15 protein-coding genes are annotated in these 20,323 nt (G+C 47.7%); 7 read left to right on the top strand and 8 right to left on the bottom strand.

All coding sequences use genetic code 11. The features are described 5' to 3' along the window. Nucleotides 1-741 precede the first annotated feature (741 nt). The 3 genes from QUA83_RS00890 (at nt 742) to QUA83_RS00880 (ending at nt 6,586) form a co-directional block, all read left to right on the top strand. On the top strand, nt 742-3,552 hold the full coding sequence (locus QUA83_RS00890; RefSeq protein ID WP_333290915.1) for a TonB-dependent receptor domain-containing protein: 2,811 nt from the start codon (nt 742-744) through the stop codon (nt 3,550-3,552). Nucleotides 3,553-3,894: 342 nt separating this feature from the next. After that, nucleotides 3,895-5,076 carry a PepSY-associated TM helix domain-containing protein gene (locus QUA83_RS00885; protein WP_333290914.1) on the top strand — a complete coding sequence of 394 codons (1,182 nt, stop codon included), beginning with the start codon at nt 3,895-3,897 and terminating at the stop codon, nt 5,074-5,076. 247 nt (nt 5,077-5,323) lie between these two features. Then, the gene (locus QUA83_RS00880; RefSeq protein ID WP_333290913.1) at nt 5,324-6,586 is read left to right on the top strand and encodes an MFS transporter; all 1,263 of its coding nucleotides are present in this window, start codon (nt 5,324-5,326) and stop codon (nt 6,584-6,586) included. A 155-nt stretch (nt 6,587-6,741) separates the two neighbouring features. Here the strand turns inward: QUA83_RS00880 and QUA83_RS00875 are convergent, their stop codons facing one another. The 4 genes from QUA83_RS00875 to QUA83_RS00860 all read right to left on the bottom strand — a co-directional run bounded on the left by QUA83_RS00875 (nt 6,742) and on the right by QUA83_RS00860 (nt 12,722). Next, nucleotides 6,742-8,781, bottom strand: coding sequence for an acylase (locus QUA83_RS00875; RefSeq protein ID WP_333290912.1), 2,040 nt, complete (start codon nt 8,779-8,781; stop codon nt 6,742-6,744). A gap of 526 nt (nt 8,782-9,307) precedes the next feature. After that, nucleotides 9,308-10,381: a hypothetical protein gene (locus tag QUA83_RS00870; protein WP_333290911.1), complete on the bottom strand. Its 1,074-nt coding sequence runs from the start codon at nt 10,379-10,381 to the stop codon at nt 9,308-9,310. A 102-nt stretch (nt 10,382-10,483) separates the two neighbouring features. Then, on the bottom strand, nt 10,484-12,043 hold the full coding sequence (locus QUA83_RS00865; RefSeq protein ID WP_333290910.1) for a TonB family protein: 1,560 nt from the start codon (nt 12,041-12,043) through the stop codon (nt 10,484-10,486). 484 nt (nt 12,044-12,527) lie between these two features. Continuing rightward, entirely contained in the window at nt 12,528-12,722 is a 195-nt protein-coding gene (locus QUA83_RS00860) for a hypothetical protein (RefSeq protein ID WP_333290909.1), read from the bottom strand. 102 nt (nt 12,723-12,824) lie between these two features. Between QUA83_RS00860 and QUA83_RS00855 the strand changes: the two genes are divergently transcribed. Both QUA83_RS00855 and QUA83_RS00850 read left to right on the top strand, forming a co-directional pair. After that, complete coding sequence (locus QUA83_RS00855) at nt 12,825-13,484, top strand: MotA/TolQ/ExbB proton channel family protein (RefSeq protein ID WP_333058279.1); 660 nt, start codon at nt 12,825-12,827, stop codon at nt 13,482-13,484. Next, complete coding sequence (locus tag QUA83_RS00850; RefSeq protein WP_333290908.1) at nt 13,468-13,869, top strand: biopolymer transporter ExbD; 402 nt, start codon at nt 13,468-13,470, stop codon at nt 13,867-13,869. The genes QUA83_RS00855 and QUA83_RS00850 overlap by 17 nt, the downstream gene beginning before the upstream one ends. Nucleotides 13,870-14,105: 236 nt before the next feature. Here QUA83_RS00850 and hemL read toward each other — a convergent pair whose 3' ends face one another. Beyond that, nucleotides 14,106-15,404, bottom strand: a complete 1,299-nt coding sequence (gene hemL, locus QUA83_RS00845) for a glutamate-1-semialdehyde 2,1-aminomutase (RefSeq protein WP_333290907.1) — start codon at nt 15,402-15,404, stop codon at nt 14,106-14,108. Nucleotides 15,405-15,755: 351 nt separating this feature from the next. On the opposite strand from hemL, the gene hisIE reads away from it, so the two are divergent. Next, nucleotides 15,756-16,406, top strand: coding sequence for a bifunctional phosphoribosyl-AMP cyclohydrolase/phosphoribosyl-ATP diphosphatase HisIE (hisIE, locus tag QUA83_RS00840; RefSeq protein WP_333202715.1), 651 nt, complete (start codon nt 15,756-15,758; stop codon nt 16,404-16,406). A gap of 91 nt (nt 16,407-16,497) precedes the next feature. On the opposite strand, the gene QUA83_RS00835 is transcribed toward hisIE, so the two are convergent. After that, nucleotides 16,498-17,760: an MFS transporter gene (locus QUA83_RS00835; protein WP_333290906.1), complete on the bottom strand. Its 1,263-nt coding sequence runs from the start codon at nt 17,758-17,760 to the stop codon at nt 16,498-16,500. A 467-nt stretch (nt 17,761-18,227) separates the two neighbouring features. Between QUA83_RS00835 and QUA83_RS00830 the strand changes: the two genes are divergently transcribed. Beyond that, nucleotides 18,228-18,734, top strand: a complete 507-nt coding sequence (locus tag QUA83_RS00830; protein WP_333290905.1) for a hypothetical protein — start codon at nt 18,228-18,230, stop codon at nt 18,732-18,734. A 424-nt stretch (nt 18,735-19,158) separates the two neighbouring features. Here QUA83_RS00830 and QUA83_RS00825 read toward each other — a convergent pair whose 3' ends face one another. Together QUA83_RS00825 and QUA83_RS00820 are read right to left on the bottom strand one after the other, a co-directional pair. After that, nucleotides 19,159-19,452: a TMEM165/GDT1 family protein gene (locus QUA83_RS00825; protein WP_333058285.1), complete on the bottom strand. Its 294-nt coding sequence runs from the start codon at nt 19,450-19,452 to the stop codon at nt 19,159-19,161. 60 nt (nt 19,453-19,512) lie between these two features. After that, nucleotides 19,513-19,980: a TMEM165/GDT1 family protein gene (locus tag QUA83_RS00820; protein ID WP_333290904.1), complete on the bottom strand. Its 468-nt coding sequence runs from the start codon at nt 19,978-19,980 to the stop codon at nt 19,513-19,515. Nucleotides 19,981-20,323 lie beyond the last annotated feature (343 nt).

Here is a 20,323-nt window from a genome sequence, read left to right as displayed (position 1 = left end):
TTTCTGTGAACAGTTGTTGGGCGTTACGAGTCTCCCATCAGCGCGTTTGAGTCTTCAATCCTGGTATTAGCGCTTGTTTTCACGTTTTGTTGTCGATCGGGCTGTTCGGCTGCAGGCTCCGGGCCGATTTCAGTCTGAGCCAGCTTCGATATCAGCTTCAGGGGCTTTACGGCTATCGACTTTTAGCATAGTAGGCTAGATGATATTTATTGTCAAGAGTAGTTGAGAGAATTTATTGACTCCTATCAGTGCCTATATGACAATCTTTTCTAACTCTTGCCATAGCATTTTAGGTGATCGTTTGTCTAGCCCTGACAAGCAACCATAATATGCAAGTGGTGTCCAACTAGATAGAGGGGTGAGACCCCCTATCTTAAAATGCAATAAGTTTTCATTAGTTAACTCTTGACAGATGCAAGTGCTCTGTTATCTAATTAAGGCACTTTCTCAATAAGCGCCCAGGAACTACTTCCTTTAACCGAGGAAAGAGCTACCCGTGGTCGATCGTCCAGAGCGCCACCGGACTGAAGCTTTCGCCCTCACGCGCCTGCTGTGTTCCCAGACAAATGCCACTAGCGACGGGAGAATCGGATCGAACTGCGCCCGACAAACAGGGCCAGATCTTCCGCAGGTCAGTTTTAGGAGCCAGAGAAGAGCAGCAACGCTCTCACTCACACATTTTGTTGTGCAAGCAACGCAAACCACATATCCGAAGTTCCATTAATTGTTGATTAAAGAGTAATGAAGAGATCACAGAAATTACTAAGCAGCCTTGGGCTGGCAGGAGTCGTGTCGGCGGTAGTCGCTGGGCCAGCGTGCGCTTCCAACATCGCGCAGGTGACGGGCGTTCGCCTCAACCCCACGTCAGAAGGCATTGAAATCATCCTAGACACTGAAGATGGAAGACCCCTGCAAGTCTTCACCACCACCTTTGGCGAAACTTTACAAATTGATGCCATCACCGCTCAACTGCGACTACCGGGGGGAAATGAGTTTCGTCAAGACAAGCCTGCTGCCGGAATTGCTTCTGTCACCGTTACTCCTTTAGATAACAACAGCATCCGAATCAAAGTGATTGGCGAGAGGGGTCAACCAGTGGCACGGGTGATTCCTAATGCTGCGGGTCTGATTCTCAGCTTAAAACCCACCTCGGAGATGACTGCTCGCCCGTCTGCACCGGCTCCTACAACACAGCGGCCGGGGGTACCTGCAGCACCCTTGCCACCCACAGGGCAGCAGGTAGAGATACCTGCAGAACCTTTGCCGCCGACAGCGCAGCCACCTGGGACGCCCGGAGAACCCTTACCGCCTACAGCGCAGCCACCTGGGACGCCCGGAGAACCCTTACCGCCTACAGCGCAGCCACCTGGGACGCCCGGAGAACCCTTGCCGCCTACAGCGCAGCCACCTGGGACACCCGGAGAACCCTTGCCGCCGACAGCGCAGCCACCTGGGACGCCACAGGTGGGGAGAGACCCGATTGAAATCGTCGTCACTGCAACACGAACCGCAGAAAGAGTGACGAACGTGCCGCGCTCTATAACGGTGATAGACTCAGAAGAACTTCAGCAGCAGGTAGGGCAATCGAGAAATGTCGGGGAAGCTCTGGCAAATCAAGTTCCCGGTTTCGCGCCCCCGACTCAACTTACTACAACTTATGGACAAACTTTGCGGGGTAGGGACGTTTCCGTTCTGATTGACGGCGTGCCACAAACGACCAATCTTCAATCGTTTGGCAGAGAATTTAGAAACATCGATCCCAGCGCGATCGAACGCATTGAAGTAGTGCGGGGGTCTACAGCAATCTACGGCGCTCAGGCTACAGGTGGCGTGGTTAATATTATTACTCGTCGGCCAACTGAGGAAAGGCTAAGTGCTGTTACTGAAGTGGGCGTCAGTAGCGGTTTAACAAACACGGATGATGCTCTAAGCTTTAACGCTCAGCAGACGGTTTCTGGCCGATCGGGCAATGTCGATCTGACCGGCACTGTCTCGCTCTCTAGAAGTGGGGCTTTTTACGATGCCAAAGGCGATCGCATTCCCTATTTTGAACTCGGCGGAGATAGCAGCACCCTCTTCAACGTGATGGGCAAAGTCGGGGTAGATTTGGACACCCAACAGCGGCTGCAACTAACTGTCAATCACTATCGGGAAACCCAAGATCCCGATGTGATTCCAGACTTTAGTGTTGACGACCAGGAAGGACGGCAAAAAGCCCGCGCCATCCGAACCGGGGAGTTGGATCTTGACGGGGAAACACCGGGAAATAAAAGTACACAGCTCAACCTAAGTTACACCAACCAAAACCTTTTTGGCAGCAGCCTTCAAAGCCAAATCTACTATCGAACGAATTCCAATGTAGGTGTTCCTTCAGATTACCGCACCTCCGATTTCTTTGGGCCGTTTGTCGGTGTTACTCGTTCGCGAGCCGAGAGCGAACAGATAGGAGGTAGACTGGCGATTACCACTCCTTTATCCCGTGCCGAAAATCTTCGATTAACTTGGGGTTCTGACTATATTACTGAAGATAGCAAACAGCGTTTCGACTTGTACGATCCGGAGAGATTCGACGCAAGTGGTGGCCGGGTGTACCGGAAAATTTCCGAGCGTCCTTTCGTTCCTCCTTACACTTATGACAGCCTTGGCTTTTTCGGTCAATTGGAATGGAATATTGACGATATCGTCATTCTAAGTGGCGGGATACGTCACGAACGCGTCGGGTTAAACGTCAATGATTATACCACTTTTAACGATCGCCAGATCCAAGGAGGCGATCGCAAATTTAACGCCACCCTATTTAATACAGGGGCTGTCTATAAACTTAATGACAACTTCAACATATTTGGCAACTTTTCTCAAGGTTTCTCAGTTCCAGATTTCGGCCGCATCCTCCGCCAACCCCCCGACAATTTTGTCGGAATTGAATCTTCTTTAGAAGTAACTCAACCGCAAAAAGTCAACAACTACGAAATTGGCATTCGAGGAGGGTGGCAATCCGTGCAAATGTCGCTTGCCGCTTTTTACAATACCTCGGATCTAGGAGTCAGTTTTCAACCCGTTGGCAACACAGGCCGCCTGGAACTCATCCGCGCCCCAGAACGCATTTACGGCTTAGAAGGGACTGTGGATTGGCAACCTGGACGAACATGGTCGATCGGCGGTACTGCTACTTATATTCATGGCGAATATGAGGAGGACAACCGTTACATCGCCATCGATAGCAGCCGAATTCCACCGCTCAAGCTCACAGCTTATCTCCAAAACGAAACTTTGCAGGGATGGAACAATCGGTTACAGTTATTATATTCTGGAAATCGCGATCAAGCCTTCAAAGACGGCTCGGATGGCGGCCCGATTAGCAGCTATCTCACAGTGGATTACATCAGCACAATTCAACTGGGAAAAGGGCTGCTACAACTCAAAGTCGAGAATTTATTGAATAATCAATATTTTCCTGTGCTGTCGCAATACTTAGCTGGATTTGGCTCGGACAGCTCTAATTATGCAGGCAGAGGTTTGACTCTCAGTGTTAATTACCGCCTTAACTGGTAATTACAGCAGATTGCAGGTTTATGAAGTAGATTCAATATCCCTCGTAGGGACACTCCAAGAACCCATTGGTGTCAATTTAACGTCAAACCGACAGTCCGGCAGGGGTTTAAACCCCTGCTTCAAAGCTAAAGTCCTCTAAAAGAGGACTGAAGGACTCATACCAAATCCGGGTTCAAAACCCCTTTATTGCTGGAGAGGGGGAGAGGGGGAAAAATTAGCTCGCCAGTTCAAAAAGGGGGTGAGTAACCCGGATTTAGTATCATTAGTCCTCTTGAGAGGACTTTAGCTATTAGACAGGGGTTTCAACCCCTGGCGGACTCGCGGGCCCACTAACGGACTTGAATGAGAACAGTTAACGGCTTTGAGAAAAATTTAGAGATGAAGTTCCGCAAACTCGCATTCAAACTGCACTTGTATTTGGGGTTGGTGGTAGGAATATTTCTAGCAGTAATTGCTTTAACGGGTAGCTTGCTGGTTTTCAGTCCCGAAATCGAGCGGTTCTTCAATCCCCAACTTCTGCAAGTCATTCCTCAAGCCGAACGGATACCGCTGGAAAATGTCCTGCAAATTGTCGAAAAAGCTTATCCGCAAAATCAGGCTATTAGTATCTTGCTGCCGCGATTAGCGAAGGATGTTTGCCAAGTTTCAATGCTGTCAAAGAGTGAAGAAGTAGTTAGCGTTTATGTCAATCCTTACAGTGGAAAAATTACGGGTGCGCGCCTTGGGAAAGAAAGTTTTACAGGTTTGATTTTTACGTTACACGCGGAATTAGCTGGAGGAGAATTAGGTCATCTTGTTGTAGGTATTTGCGGTCTAGTAATGCTATGCCTAACTTTTACTGGATTGGTATTGTGGACTGGTTGGGGAAATTTGGCTCGCGGATTTTCTATTAATTGGAAAGCTCACTGGCAGCGGACTGTATTTGATTTACATAACGTTTCTGGCATTGTATCGGTCGCTTTTCTCATACTCATATCCGCTACAGGGACGGCGATAATTTTTTACACGCCGGTTGAATCGACTTTGTATTGGCTAACGAATGAAAAGCCACAGCCAGCATTGACTTCTCATCCCCTATCTAGCAGTTCAAGGCAAAATATTGACGAAATATTACACCAAGTTAATACCGTTTGGCCGGAAGCTAAAACCACTTTTATTTCTCTGCCTTTGAAGCCTGAAGCAATTTTTAAAGTACGGAAAAAATTTCCCAACGAGGCGCACCCAAACGGGGTTAGCACCATTTATCTCGACCAATACAGTGGCGAAATATTGCAGGCTGACAGCGTAAATTCAGCTTCGGTAGCAAATCGAATTCTCAACTCGCTTTATCCGCTACATATTGGCAGCTATGGCGGAATTTACTTGCGGCTGGCACACGCGATCGCAGGATTAGCAGCGATCGTACTGTTTGTTACGGGTGTAATGATGTGGCGGCAGCGGCATTTGGCGAAATTTTACCGGAAGGAGGCGAGACAGCAATATGAAGAATTATCTCCACTTAGCCAGCAATGGCCTTGGTTTTAATGAGAGCGGCGTGCGGTTTTATGCGGGGGTCAATCGATTTTAGATTTTAGATTTTAGATTTTAGATTGAAGCATTGACCCCACGGATAAATTCGGGGGGCAAGTTTCTCGGATACACGTTTTTTATTTCTGGGTCCTGAGTCTGCGAAGGAATGAATCCGGGGGCTTGTATCCTGAATGCTTTCGGTCATTCTACTGCCTAAAAACCGCTATCCTGTGAATTTTAAATCCTATCAATCGCCTATTTCATGCAAAAATTTATTCAACTCTGGCTCGGACAAGCTGCTTCGATGATTGGCAGCGCTATGTCCGCGTTTGCGCTGACTATTTGGATTTGGGAGTCCACCAGTCAAGCGACGGCTTTGGGTTTGTTGATGTTTTTTATTCAATTGCCGCGCATCTTGCTCGCTCCGGTTGCTGGCATTATCGTCGATCGCTGGAATCGAAAATTTTTGATGGCGATCGGCGATGCGGTTGCAGCTCTGTTAACGGTCGCTATCCTATTACTTTATATTAGCCAAAACCTGCAACTATGGCATATATATGTAGCGGCTGCGGTTAACGGAATTTTTGACCAAATTCAGCAGTTAGCTTACTCAGCAGCGATCGCCACAATGATGCCAGAAAAGCATTACAGCCGCGCTAGCAGTTTAAGTTTTCTGGCAAATTACGGTGCGAGTATTATTGCTCCGACGCTGGCGGGGATTCTCTATTCTGCGATTGGGTTGAGCGGGATTTTTACGATCGACCTGGCAACTTTTACAATCGCGATCGCCACGCTAGTATCTGTCAAAATACCACAGCCCGCGATCGCCTCCAATTCCCCGCCGACTCGCCCCCACCTATTGCAAGAACTCAGCTTCGGATTCCGCTACATCGTCGAGCGTCCCAGCCTGCTTGCCTTGCTTGTGTCCGTTTCGCTATTCTGGTTCGCTCACGACATCGGCGCGGCCCTCTACTCACCGATGATACTGGCACGCACCGGCAACAATGCCAGAATCCTAGGTACTATCCTTTCCGCCGCCGGCGCAGGCGGCGTTTTAGGAGCATCAATCGTCAGTATTTGGGGCGGCCCCAAACGCCGAATCCGGGGCTTTCTGTTCGGCATGGCAGGCGCGGGCTTGAGTAAAATAGTCTTTGCTTTCGGTCAGGCGCTTTCCATCTGGGTTCCCGCTCAATTTTGTTCGTCTTTCAATTTCCCCATCCTCGGCAGTTCCAACGAGGCGATTTGGCTGGCGAAAGTCGCACCAGAAGTACAGGGGCGCGTTTTTGCTACCAGAGCAGTTATCGTGCAATTGGCGTCAGCGATCGGTTTATTGATCGCAGGGCCACTTGCCGATCGCGTTTTTGAACCCGCCATGCAACCGGGAGGTTTTTTAGCAGCTATTTTTGGCCCAATTATCGGGACAGGTGCCGGTGCTGGCATGGCTTTGTTATACGCTATTTCCTCGCTGGGCTTATTGCTCGTTGCAGTCGGTGGGTATGCTTGCCGGCTGCTGCGCGATGGATAATATCGTTTCCGGTTGGATCGGAATGATTTAACCGCAGAGGGCGCAGAGAACGCAGAGGGAGAGAATACAGAGAGGAATAATTCGGATGCTACCGGATTTGATATTAAGGGGAAACGACGCACAGAAGTCTTTTAACTTCTGCCTTCTGCCTTCTGCTATAGTTTTTGGCGCGAACTCAGGTGAGCTTCAATTTCCGATCGCGAGCGCCATACAGGGCGCAATTTCTTGCGAGCAAAGAGCTGCGACTGATCGCCGGTGTGGCGCGAACCAGGTTGAGTGGCGTTGCCGTAACTGTTTAGCGCCATCGCTTTCACCGGATTGGAGAACTCGATCGCAGCGACAAAAGAATCGCCCGCAACCGCTTGAAAGCGATCGTCTTTCCCAGGAGCGAACCAGACTGAGCGAAATACACCCAAAGCACCGTCAGCTCCATTTGCAGGCAGATTCGTCTCTCCAGGCAATCGGAAGACTTCGCCCCATGCGACATCTAACGCGCCATAAGTCGCCTCAACTTTGGTTGCTGTCGCTTCCAGCAGCCGCACCGCCTCCGCAGGATTTGCCAACCCGTCTGGCGTCGTTAGTGGCGCATCTGCGCTCCAAGGTTTAGCGAATAACCGATCGGCATCCATCGCTTGTTTCCAAAAGACAAACAGCACCGCACCGCGACTGTCAGCATCGACTTTCCGATCCCAAGTGGCGAGAACTTCCGCAGCGCGGCGCGCTTTTTCACTGCCTTGCCGTGCGACGGGAATTAAATCATCGAGGAGGCGATCGGCGAGTTCTACCTGAGTAGAATGTTTGTATTGCATCAATTCATCAAAAGAAATTTTTGCATCTTCTAATAGCATTTTTGCCGATCGCTGCGATCGCAAATCCATCGGGCTGCGCGGTGCCATGTAGGCGGGATAATTATCGGGTGCGATCGCACTGGGAAACGTCGTCGTCCAGGGAGGATCGTTGGTATTTTGCAACCAACCGCTGGGCGGATCGACAACGCGCGGCAAATCCGCATAGGGATGATTTTTGCTCCACAAAGTCTCTGACGTATTGCCTGCGATCGTGCCTGACCAGTATTTAAAATCTCCGTTTTTGCGTATGGGGACTTGACCGTTAAACAAGTGCATGATATGCCCCTCACGATCGGCATACATGACGGTAAACATGGGAATTTCCAAGCGCTTTAAAGCGGCTTCAAATTCAGAAAAATTCTTTGAGCGTGCCATATCCCACCACTGCTGAAGGGCTGCTGGTTTATCGAGTCCGACAACGCGCAGGGCGATCGCTTTGCCCTGTTTTTCTGTGAGAATCGGCCCGTGAACAGAACGCCGCACGACTAGAGATTCCGATCGCAAATTCCCATTCTTTTCTTTGACTTTTAAAACCTTCTCTTCCCTGTCAAATTTTCGGACTTCGCCATCGAAGCGATAGCCATTGTTAGCGAGGGGCAATTCGTAGGCATCCCAGCCATCGTGAGTGTTGACAGTATGAGTCCATCCCAAGTTGTCATTAAAGGCGATCGTTAATACAGGAAATCCGACGAGAGTCGCTCCGTAAGCGTTAATTTCTGGGCCAATCAGTTGCGCTTCGTACCATAAATATAAATCCGACCAAGGAAGGTGAGGATTTGCCAATAGCATGGCATTGCCGCTTTCAGAATGGGAAGGAGCGATCGCCCAACCATTAGAGCCTTTGGGGGTGTTATTTTCAGCGATATCTTCAAGGCGCTCTGGATCGACTACAAAAGTAAAATTAATGACCCGTTGCGCGTGTGCCAATACATCTGCCGGTTTGAGGGGCAATGCTACCTTTAATTCTTCGGTGAGCGCCTCTGGATGTTCTTTTGCATAGGCATTCATTCCGCCAACAAAAGCATCGAGATAGTTGCGGAAAATGGGATTTTGTGATTCATACCACGCCTTGGCGCGATTAGGAATTCCCATAGTTTGCACCCAGCGATCGGATTCCAGATAATCTTCGCCCCAAAACTCGGCAGCTTGCCCCCGAGCTTGCCCATAAAGACGCAAAATCAGATTACCGTGACTTTGCATCTGCGCCCACCCGAAAGCGTAGAAAAGGCTTTTACTATTCTCTCCATAAATATGTGGAATTCCATAGGTATCCCAAAGAATTTGATTGCCGATTTCAGGCGAGGATTGAACCCCATTATTGAGGAGCAAAACTAAAATAAAACTCATTAATAACGAGACAATCTGTCGCGATTGTTTTTTTAGTTGTAGAAACACGGTAAATTAATTTGCTAGGGTTAAACTGAGACGCAGACTTTTCAACAAGCGGCACGAACAAAATGCCGAGGGTTTAAAGCCCTTTTATGGAGAGAGAGAAAATTCTACCAAATCCGATGCCCAAAAAGCTAAGGATCGTGAATTAAATAACTTATAATTTTAATTGTAAGTTATTTAATTCGCGCTCCTAATGTCATTGGTGAGGAGGGGGGTAAACAAGTAAGGAGAAATAGGTTATAATATCGTTTCCGGTAGCATCGGAACTATTCATCTCTGTATTCCCTCCCTCTGCGTTCTCTGCGCCCTCTGCGGTTAAATCATTCCGATGCAACCGGAAACGATATAACTGAGATATTGCACCATTCTCAATTAGCCTTTTATGAACAGGCTTTCCGGCCTGTTCCACAAAAGATAAATTTTCTTGTGGAACAGGCATCTTGCCTGTTGCTGAGAATGGTGCAAGATGTGAGTTATAAGCTTATTTTTTAAGCTGCCCCTGTTGCCAATTTCCCTCTACCTTCGTTCCATCTGCATATAGATAAGAACCTTGCCCGTGTTTCTGCCCATTGAGGAATTCACCTTGATAGCGATCGCCATTGGCGTAAATGCAGGTACCTTTGCCATTGAACTGACCCTCGCTAAATTCGCCTTCGCAGCGATCGCCATTCGCAAAAATGAAAACTCCTTTCCCGCTCATCTTACCCTTGACAAAAGTGCCTTTATAGCTATTTCCATTAGCAAACTCACGGACACCTTCACCACTAAATTCTCCATTGTCAAACGGCCCTTGATAACGTCCCCCTTCTTTAAAAGTAAACAACCCCTGACCTTGAATGTTGCCCTTCACAAACTCTCCTTCATAGCGGTTGCCGTTCGGATATTCGCGAACCCCTTTACCGTGAAACTGCCCTTCACTAAATTGCCCCTCATAACGACCTCCTTCAGCAAAGGTATAAATTCCCTGTCCGTGAGGCACATTATTCAGCAACTCTCCTTCGTAGCGGTTCTTATTAGCATATTGACAGACACCTTTGCCGTTAACTTTTCCTTCTTTAATATCTCCTTCGCAACGAGTGCCGTTACTGAACGTAAAAGCCCCGCGACCGCTGGGGGAACCATTGGTAAAAGAGCCTTCGTAACGAATGCCGTTAGTTGAGGTAAAAGTGCCTGTACCGTCGAACTCACCGTCTTTAAAAGTACCTTCGTAGCGGTTGCCGTTAGCAAATTCGCGGACACCTTGACCGTTGAATTCACCCAAGGCAAATTCTCCTTGGTATCGACCTTCTTCTTTAAAGGTATAAATGCCTTGACCGTGAGGTTGGCCGTTGAGAAAAGAGCCTTCGTAGCGATCGCCGTTGGCATATTGACAGATGCCGGGGCCGCTGAGTTTTCCCTCACTCAATTCTCCCTCGCAACGTCCGCCATCGGGTAAAGTAATTACTCCTGCCATTGCGCTGTGAGGGTTGGCAAACAACAAAGCCATTCCCAAATTGGAACCCAGTAATAGAGCGAGTCCAACTCGCTGAAGTTTACTTAATATTGCTGACGACATTCCCACATTCATAATTCACAAAAAATTCAACTTTTAACTTTGCTATTCCTTGGACGGTTCGATAAAATTCCCAGCCAAATTGCTAGAATTTCAAAAAAATCCCTACTTATCGAGCTGGAAGGTAATGGATGCTCTTTCTCCTTTAATGCCACTCTCTGATGAGGCAAGTTTCCATTTTTCTACTGCTTTAATCACTGCGCGATTCAAGTCGTTGTATTTGCTAGGAGTCGAGATCTTGATGTTGAATGGCTTACCGTTGGGGTCAATGTCAAACACGACTTCCACTTCGCCTTGCCGCCCTTCTTCTCTGGCTGCGCTCGGATATTCAGGTCTACCGCAGCTAATGCAAGTGTCGGGAAGTCGGCCGGAAGAGCCCGAAGGACTCCCCCCTCTTCCTGGATTTGTCGGTTTTGGCACTGGCCCGGAACCGCTGCCAAATGGCTGTGACGAACCCCCGCCACCATTTCCACGCCCACCGGGTGATGAGTTCGATGCACTTCCAACCGGGCTACCAGAGGAGGGGAGGTTTCCTACATCTGCGATCGCACTTCCAGAATTGCCGCCACCTCCTGGCCTGGTGGCCGTGACTGGGGAGCCAGCCGCAGGCCTTCGCGGCGATCGCCCCGAACCAGTCGCAAATGGCTCATCAGAAGGTATGTCGCCATTTTTGCTGGCACCGGATGGTGAGTTCGATGCACTTGCTCCGGGGCTATCAGAGGAGGAGGGGTTTGTGAGATCCCCGATCGCATTTCCAGAGTTACTACCGCCTCCTGGCCTAGTAGCTGTGACTGGCGAGCCAGCCCCGGGCGATCGTTGTATGGGGCCGGAAGAAGGATTTAATGGCTCTGAGGAAGGCTCCCCGCTACCCGCCGAAGCAGATGACGAGAGGGGATTATTTTTTTCAGGGCTGTCTGAGGAGTTGGGATTTCCAGCATCTTTTGTCAAGTCTGGGAGACTCCCACCACTCTTGGGGCGGGAGGCGGTAACGGGTGGTTCGCTGGCAGGGGGTTCCTGGCTCGCCGTTGTGCTGGGGCTATCAATTTTTGGAGGATCGGGCGAGGGGGTTTCCGGTTCCGGGGCGATCGGGGTTTGAGGAGTTTTTGGGGAATTGAAATCCTCTTGAGGTGCGGGGGAAGGCTCGATAGGAGTTGGTGGTGGCGTTACCGCAACCGGTGGCTCCTCTGGAATCGGCGGTGGCGTTACCGCTACCGGCTGCTCCTCTGGAATCGGCGGTGGCGTTACCGCAACCGGTGGCTCCTCTGGAATCGGCGGTGGCGTTACCTCAACCGGTTGCTCCTCTGGAATCGGTGGGGGCGTTACCGCTACCGGTGGCTCCTCTGGAATCGGCGGTGGCGTTACCGCTACCGGTGGCTCCTCTGCGGGAGTTGGCTCTGGTGGCGGTTCTGGTTTGAACGTCTCAGGCGGGGGAGATGCCTTTTCTGGAATAGTCGGCTCTGGCTTGGTTTCCTCTACTTTAGGCTCATCAAGCACAACAATTTCAATTGCATCCTCTTCAAATTCAGCAGGTTTGACGAACTTGAGGCTCAACGGCAGCGCGACACCGTGCAGTAAGGTTGAGGCTAACAGACTGATCGCCAGAACTTTTTTGAGAGCTTCTTCTTGTTGTTGTCTTTGCGTCGCCGAAATATTTGAAAAACTCATGCCTTCTCACTCTCCTTTATGGATGGCAACATCCTCGCTGGCTCCCCGACATAACCCGAAACAAGCTACCAACTGCGGGTTGAGCTTGCTATCAATGATGAACTTACCCATCCTATAAGAAGACTGTCACCCTGTTCAAGACTCTTGCAATTAATTTTCATTATTTAATTTTGAGATTGCTGCTAGAGGCTACCAATCAGCATTTTCTTTGGGGGCGTCTACCTTGCTCTTATGGGCGCTGTCAATGTTCTGATTCTGGCAGGGCAAGGTTCCAAAACGCCTTAACGGCAATACTCTAGCCCGTAATTTACCAACAAATTTCCACATTCTCAAGCTTTTCATAAATTTAATTAATTAAGTAAAACTAATTAAATTTGGCATAAATTATAGGCAATTGTTATTTAAAGGTGTAGCTCATGACTTGACAAACCCTGAAGTTTGTGGAAATCTAGTTGAGAATCTTTTAAATTATTGAAGATTATTGTCAAGTCCTAACGCAAATATTTAGCAAAGAAGCACTGGCAGAACAATCTGTCGCGATCTCGATCGGGATCACAGTAGGAGCATTTTGGGTACAGACGAAGATAGTCACATACAGGTAGTGCGATCGCGCTTGTGATCGCGCTTGCGATCGCGCTTGCGATCGCCCTTGAGTGAAACAATTCGCAGCCTGAATCACTTGTGCCGACTTGACGCAGAAACTCTACCAACCTTCGATCGGGCTAATTACAGCATTAGGCAGCTTGCGATCACTCAACCGAGCTAGCGAGAGTACAAATCAATGGATGCTTTCATTTACATTTTTCGCGCCGCAGGCATTGTTGCTTGGCCGCTATTTGCCTCCTCAATCGCAGCAGTCGCGCTGATCATAGAGCGTCTTGCCTTTTGGTTTAGGGTAAATCGGCGGCAGCGGCGAGTCGTGCGAGAAGTGCTACAGCTTTACAGTCAAAACCCCGATTCCGCCATCAAAAAGTTACAAGTAAACAGCGATTTGCCTCTAGCCCGGATTTTTTTAGAAGCTTTAGAATTAGACTCGCCCAACATCGAAGAATTTCGTTTGGCCTTAGAGAGTGGTGCTCAGGCAGAAATCCCCATCCTGAAGCGATTCAATACAATATTTGACACCATTATCAGCCTTTCCCCACTATTTGGGTTGCTCGGAACAGTTTTGGGGTTAATTACCACCTTTAGTTCTCTCAAACTGGGGAATGCCACGGGCACCAATGCCGCAGGCGTTACTTCTGGGATTAGCGAAGCCCTCGTTTCTACGGCAATAGGGTTAGTTGTGGCAATCTTTACACTCTTATTTGCCAATATGTTTCGCGGGTTTTACTTACAGCAGATAGCTTTTATTCAGGAAGCTGGAGGCCAGCTAGAGTTAATGTACCGTCACCGCTACGAAAAACTACCAAGAGAATCTAATTATGCGCCTACCCGATGAACCTGAGACTATTGCCCAGATTAACATCGTGCCAATGATTGATGTGGTCTTCGCCATATTAACGTTTTTAATTGTTTCCTCTCTGTCTTTATCCAAATCTGAGGGTCTACCCGTAAATTTACCGAAAGCATCAACCTCTCAAGTTCAGGACTCACCTGCTAAAATTACCGTCACCATTGATGCTAATGGAAAATTAATGGTTGATAAAAAGTTAGTCAACTTAGACCAGATTGAGAGTACAGTGCGACAGGTAATGGGGTCAAATCAGAACTCCTTAATTGTGTTGAATGCAGATAAAAGCGTCAATCACGGAAATGTTGTGGAAGTTATGGATCGATTACGCCGAATTAATGGAGCTAAGTTAGGGATTGCTACCGCAAAGTAGAGATATCCTATAATTACTAATTTTTAATTTCCTCGCACCCTTAAACAGGAATTACCCCGTGAAAATTTACTAAAAAAGCCTGTAAGCCTGATTAAAAGGTAGTCTTGGATAGTCTGTATGATTCAGGACTTTATTTGATAAAACAGTTAAAAATTAAAGTCCTTACTGCCAAAAAACAGCAAGGACTTTAATGATTTATTCCTGAGTTTTAAGGACGAACATCCTTACTACACAGGTTAAATAGTTGCCATCACTTCACGCGCTGCAGCCAAAGTTCGATCGATATCTTCGTCAGTATGAGCCAAAGAAGTAAATCCCGCCTCAAACTGCGAAGGAGCAAGATAAATACCGTGCTCCAACATTCCCCGGTGAAAGCGGCTGAACTTCGTCAAATCCGACTTCTTCGCATCCTCATAATTGTGAACCGGGCCAGCCGCAAAAAACAAGCCAAACATCCCGCTAATTTGCCCGCCCCAAACCGCGTGTCCCGCTTCCTTAGCAATTTTTAGCAATCCGTCAGACAGTTTTTTAGTAATCTTATCCAACTGTTCGTAAGTGCCGGGTTTTTGTAGCAATTCCAAAGTCTTAATTCCAGCAGTCATCGCCAAAGGATTTCCCGAAAGCGTACCCGCTTGATACATCGGCCCAGCAGGAGCCACCATCCCCATAATATCCCGCCTTCCCCCGTAAGCTCCCACCGGCAAACCGCCACCGATAACTTTACCCAAAGTAGTCAAATCCGGCGTGACACCGAATCTTTCCTGAGCTCCGCCGTAGGCGATGCGGAAACCGGTCATTACTTCATCAAAAACCAACAAAGCACCGTTATCTTTAGTAATTTCCCGCAAACCTTCGAGAAAACCTGCATCCGGGGTAATAAAACCGGCATTCCCCACCACTGGTTCGAGAATTACGCCTGCTATCTCGCCGGGATTTTCGGCAAATAAAGCTTTGACTGCTTCTAAGTCATTGTAGGGAGCGTTGAGGGTATTGGCAGTAGTGGATTTCGGGACGCCCGGAGAGTCGGGAAGGCCCAGAGTTGCAACGCCGGAACCGGCTTTTACCAAGAACATATCGGCGTGCCCGTGATAGCAGCCTTCAAATTTAATCAGTTTATCGCGTCCGGTGAAAGCTCGCATCAGCCGCAAAACGGCCATACAGGCTTCGGTGCCAGAGTTGACAAATCGCACCATTTCAATGCTGGGAACGGCATCGATGACCATTTCGGCGAGTACGTTTTCCAACAGCGATGGTGCGCCGAAACTCGTACCTTTTTCTAAAGATTCGTGCAAGGCTTTGATGACTTCCGGGTGGGCGTGACCACAGATGGCTGGGCCCCAAGTGCCTACATAGTCAATGTATTGGTTTTCGTCAACATCCCAAATGTAGGCTCCTTTTACCCTGTCAAAGACGATGGGCTGTCCGCCTACGGATTTGAAGGCGCGGACGGGGGAACTGACGCCACCTGGCATCAACTTCTGGGCAGCAGCGAAAATTTCTTCTGATTTGGTCGTTTTCAAGGTTGTGGAAACCAATGTTTTCTCCTTAGTGAACGTCTGTTGTTGGTAGAATAATTTTAGAGCCAGTTCAGCATAAAGGTTATGTCTATTCAAGGAAACTATTCTAGTAGATTTTAGGGTACAAACCAATCAGTAGCAATACTAGCTTGGGTTTTTTAGGCTTTGTCGCACTAGCACCGTGAAGCGAAGCTATCCCGTAGGGAATCGCCCTAAAATGTAATTTTTTGTAAAATAGTTCTTGACAATTTAGCCATCACTTGGTTAATCTTCTCTCTTCCTCTGCCTCCTCTGCGTTCTCTGCGGTTAATAAAAAAACAATCTCCGACAGGAAAGCGTTAATCTAGATTACCAAGTTGAAATAAAATTATGTCTACTACTGATTTATCGAGTTTGAGCCGATCGATCCCAATTGAAAAGATTCGTTACGACGATCGCGGTTTAGTGCCTGCGATCGTCCAAGATTATTTGGACGGTACGGTGTTAATGATGGCCTGGATGAATCGGGAGTCGCTGCAAAAAACGCTCTCTACCGGGCAAACGTGGTTCTGGAGTCGTTCTCGTTCCGAATTGTGGCCCAAAGGCGCGACTTCGGGACACATTCAAAATGTCAAAGGGCTGCGTTACGACTGCGATAGCGATGCTTTGCTGGTGACTGTCGAACAAGTCGGAGATATTGCTTGTCACACAGGAGAAAGAAGTTGTTTTCACCAAGTTGATGGGGAAATTTCACCGCCGCCAGGGGATATGTTATCTCAATTATTTGCGGTAATTTGCGATCGGCGCGACAATCCTAACGAAAGTTCCTATACTTGCAAGTTGTTCGAGGGCGGCGACAACAAGATTCTCAAGAAAATTGGCGAAGAGTCGGCGGAAGTTGTGATGGCTTGCAAAGATGACGACAAAGAGGGGATTGCTGGGGAAGTTGCGGATTTATTTTATCACGCTTTGGTTGCTTTGGCTCACCATCAAGTTGATTTGAGAGCAGTTTACCGCAAATTGGGCGATCGACGAAAATAAATTAGTTATTGGTTATTGGGCATTGGGCATTGGGCATTGGGCATTGGTAGCAGCAACAAATGACTAATGACTAATAACTAATAACTAATAACTAATGACTGCTATTTTTCAACATTCGATCGAGCTTTTGCAAAATAAAAATAGCCGCGCCAACACTCAAAGCCAAACCCAACCAAAAATTATCCGCCGTCCATTTACCTCTATCCAAAGCCAAACCGCCCAGGGGCGGCCCGATTAAATAGCCGATCGCCCAACACTGAGAACTAACCGCCAAATAGACGCCCCGCAAAGACTCCGGCGCTAAATCCACCACCAAAGCAGAAGCAAAAGGCGTATAAGCAACAGTCGCCACCGACAAAAAGCTCAAGCCTAAAACAGCTAACAATAGATTGCCAGTTGCAGCCATTCCCGTCAAGCCGATCGCGATAAATCCCATTCCCCATAGCAGCGCAGAAATCATCAAAGCTTTCGGATGGGAAAACCGCTTCAAAGCTTTAACAACCGGCAGTTGCAAAGCCACAGTTAAAAACGTGCTAAAAGCAAACAAAACCGTAATTGTACCTGTTGAAAAGCCTTTTCCCGATGTCCCCACCGCGACAAACTTGCTAAAGTACAGCGGCATTGTGGTTTGGATTTGGGAAATATATAATGTGAACAGAGTATTTACTAAAGCATAAACTAAAAGACTGCGATCGCTCAGCGCCACCATCCAACCATTTTTTAGACTTTTTTTGCCTATATCGGCTGAATTAGCTGGTTTGTAGGTTTCGGCGATCGCGATCGCCACCACCGCAAACAGCACTAAAAACGAGATACCATCAATAATAAAGAGCGATCGATAATTCCCCGTTACCTCAATCAACAAACCACCCAAAATAATCCCAACTTGCAAACCCAAATTATCAGCTAGCCGCGTCAAAGCAAAAGCCTCCTGTCGCTGTTCGCCCTCAGTTAAATCCGCCACCATCGTCTCGGTTGGAGGCCAATACAAACCCACACCAAAACCCATCAGTAAATTGCCCGCAATTAAGCCGGGGAAATCATTAGTCCCCGCCAGTATGAAAGAAGCGGCAGCCGAAATAATTGTCGCCAGCAATAAAGTTCGGCGCCTTCCCCAAAATTTAGAATCGCAAAAAGAACCGCCCAAAATTCTGCCGAATATTCCCGAAACTGAACCGCTACCCAAACCAATCCCAACAGCAGTAGCAGATAAACCGACGCGATCGACAAAAAATATCGGCGCGTAAAATAAAGTAAAACCGGTGCCACTTTGGGAGAGGAATCTGCCGGCGGCAAGAATCCAGACTTGAGGGGGGAGACGGGGCAACCAAGAGGATAATTGAAGTTTAGGCATATACAGTTAAATTAGGAGTTATTTCTGGACGCTGAAACCTGGTTTTTTATAAAAAATACGTTACGGTGTTTAATCAGGATCAATCGATTTTCGATTTTCGATTTTCGATTTTCGATTTTAGAGGCGACCCCACGGATAAATGCTCTTTCTTGAGGATTTTCGATTTTCGATTTTGGATTGATTCCACGGATAAATCACGTGGCGGGTACCATCAAGAAATTCTTGGTTAAAAACCGATGTCTTTGGTCGCAGTGCATAAGTTTTGTGAGTAATTATTAATTTATTCCGTACTTTTTCGGAATTAGTATTAATTAACCGAGGTGAGGACAAACATAAGGGAGCTTAACAATTCTTCAGCGTCTGTTACAGAAAAGTTACCATTAATTTAAAAATACTTAACACGATTTTATAAAAAAGTTAGTTAAACTCTAGAAAAGGCAGAAGAAAATTTTAGAGGGTCTAATTATATGACAGCTATTACAACATCAAGAGTGGAATCAATCAAACCCCGCTGGCAAGCAATTGTCATGGTTGCCCTAATTTTCTGGCTCAGCGTTAGCCTGATTTTGGATCTAGTAATTATGCCCAGTCTCTACGTATCTGGCATGACGACATCACCGGAGTTTGCAACAGCCGGCAATTTAATGTTCTGGGGATTCAACCGCGTTGAGTTAATCTGTTCGGGCGTGGTGGCAACGGGTTTGATGGTTTTGAGCAATTTAGTCGGTGACTTCGGCAAGCGCAGTCGCACAGCAATCTTATTATCATTGGTACTTCTGACGATCGCCCTGATTGACACCTACGCCCTGACACCCCAAATGAGCGGCTTGGGAATGCAGCTAAATCTGTTCGATGCCGCAGCAGAAGTCCCCGCCGGGATGAATCTACTGCACCAAGGCTATTTTGCATTGGAAGCGCTGAAGTTGGCTGTCGCCGGTACGCTGCTGGGCTGGTGCTACCAAAACCAAGTTTAATCGACACAATGCTCAGATGTTGAGTGGAGAAAAAAGACTCAACCGGCAGCGGGGGGCGTGAATTCACGCCCCCCGCTAATTTTTTAAATTTTAACGCGATCGTAAACACCGGATTTGATATTCATCGGCGTTAATCTGTGTTTATCTGCCCTCATCTGCGGTTAAAAAAAGAGAATTTCTTGGGCCGCAGATGACAATGGATTGACGCTGATTCACGCAGATGAAGATCAGAGAGATATGAATAATCTCCGATGCTAACTGATTTGATACAACTATACGGTCAAGTTTCCTGAACCAGCGCAAAAACGGATACTTGCGAACTCCTCCCGTGGAGAAAGCAAAATTTTAGACTCTTGTTTAAACTCCCAGATTCATCTGTAGAGTAAATCTAAAATCTAAAATCTAAAATCTAAAATCGACTGCCCTACTCGGATGCTTCCGGTAAATCTGCTTTTGGCCACAGCAAGCGCAAGCCCATCACCGCAAATCCGATCGCCGCGAGCCCCTTTACCAGTCGTTCCGGCAACACCTCTGCCGTGCTGAAGCCGATCGCCACGCCGATAAAACTGGCCAACAGCAGCGCCGACGCCGTACCAAAAAATACAGCCCGCGGCGAGTTACAACTGCTGCCCAGGGCGATCGCAGCTAATTGACTTTTGTCTCCCAATTCTGACAAAAACACTGTAATAAAACTGATTCCCAAAAGTTGCCAGTCCATGTTTTTTTAGTTCTTAGTTAGCTATTGTAGAAATCTAGGACTTACCGACAAGGCAGACAATTAACCCAACACTTCCCACAGCAGAACCGCCGAAATCGCCAGTAAAATCACTCCGGCTGCTCTCTCCAAAGTTCTCGGAGCAATCCGACTAGCCAGCCACCTTCCCAGCAACACCCCCAGCAAACTGGTTGCTATCAAAGCCGAACCCGCACCCGCAAACACGATCCAAGGATTTCGAGATTCAGCCGTCATCAGCAAAATCGCGATCTGAGTTTTGTCTCCAATTTCAGCTAAAAAAATAGTTGCAAAAGTCGAAGCAAAAATTGCCCAGTGCTTGGGCTTCAGTTTCTTTTGTTCGTGACAAATATCGGGATTGACAGTCACTGAGAGTTCAGCGGGCTCCGGGGTTAAAGCAGCACAAATCTCAGTAACCTCTTTTATTTGTAGTTGTACCTGTTGTGGCAAATCATAATTGAGGTTTACTGAGTCAGAAGCAGACAAGCTTGGCGGAACAGAATCAAGTTTCACGGGCAATGAGTGCTAAACGCTATTTATTTTTGACTTGTACTTTTGATTCTAACTCTCTCGGTGCTTGCTTTTACCAAACCAGGGTCATCTTTTTTCCCGGAGATTTCAGCCACTGATTCCTGGAAGCACTCACCGCACCCACAAAGGCATACAAGCCCCCAGATTTATCTGTCGAGTCAATTTAAAATCTAAAATCTAAAATCTAAAATTGACTGACTGACTTGCTTCATGTGCCGTAAGTTCGATCGCCAACCCATTCCTGGAACCACTCACCGCACCCACAAAGGCATACAAGCCCCCAGATTTATCTGTCGAGTCAATTTAAAATCTAAAATCTAAAATC

Origin of the sequence: Microcoleus sp. K1-B1, from assembly GCF_036704705.1 — a bacterium.
GTDB lineage: Bacteria > Cyanobacteriota > Cyanobacteriia > Cyanobacteriales > Microcoleaceae > Microcoleus.
This window is presented reverse-complemented; position numbering and strand designations above follow the sequence as displayed.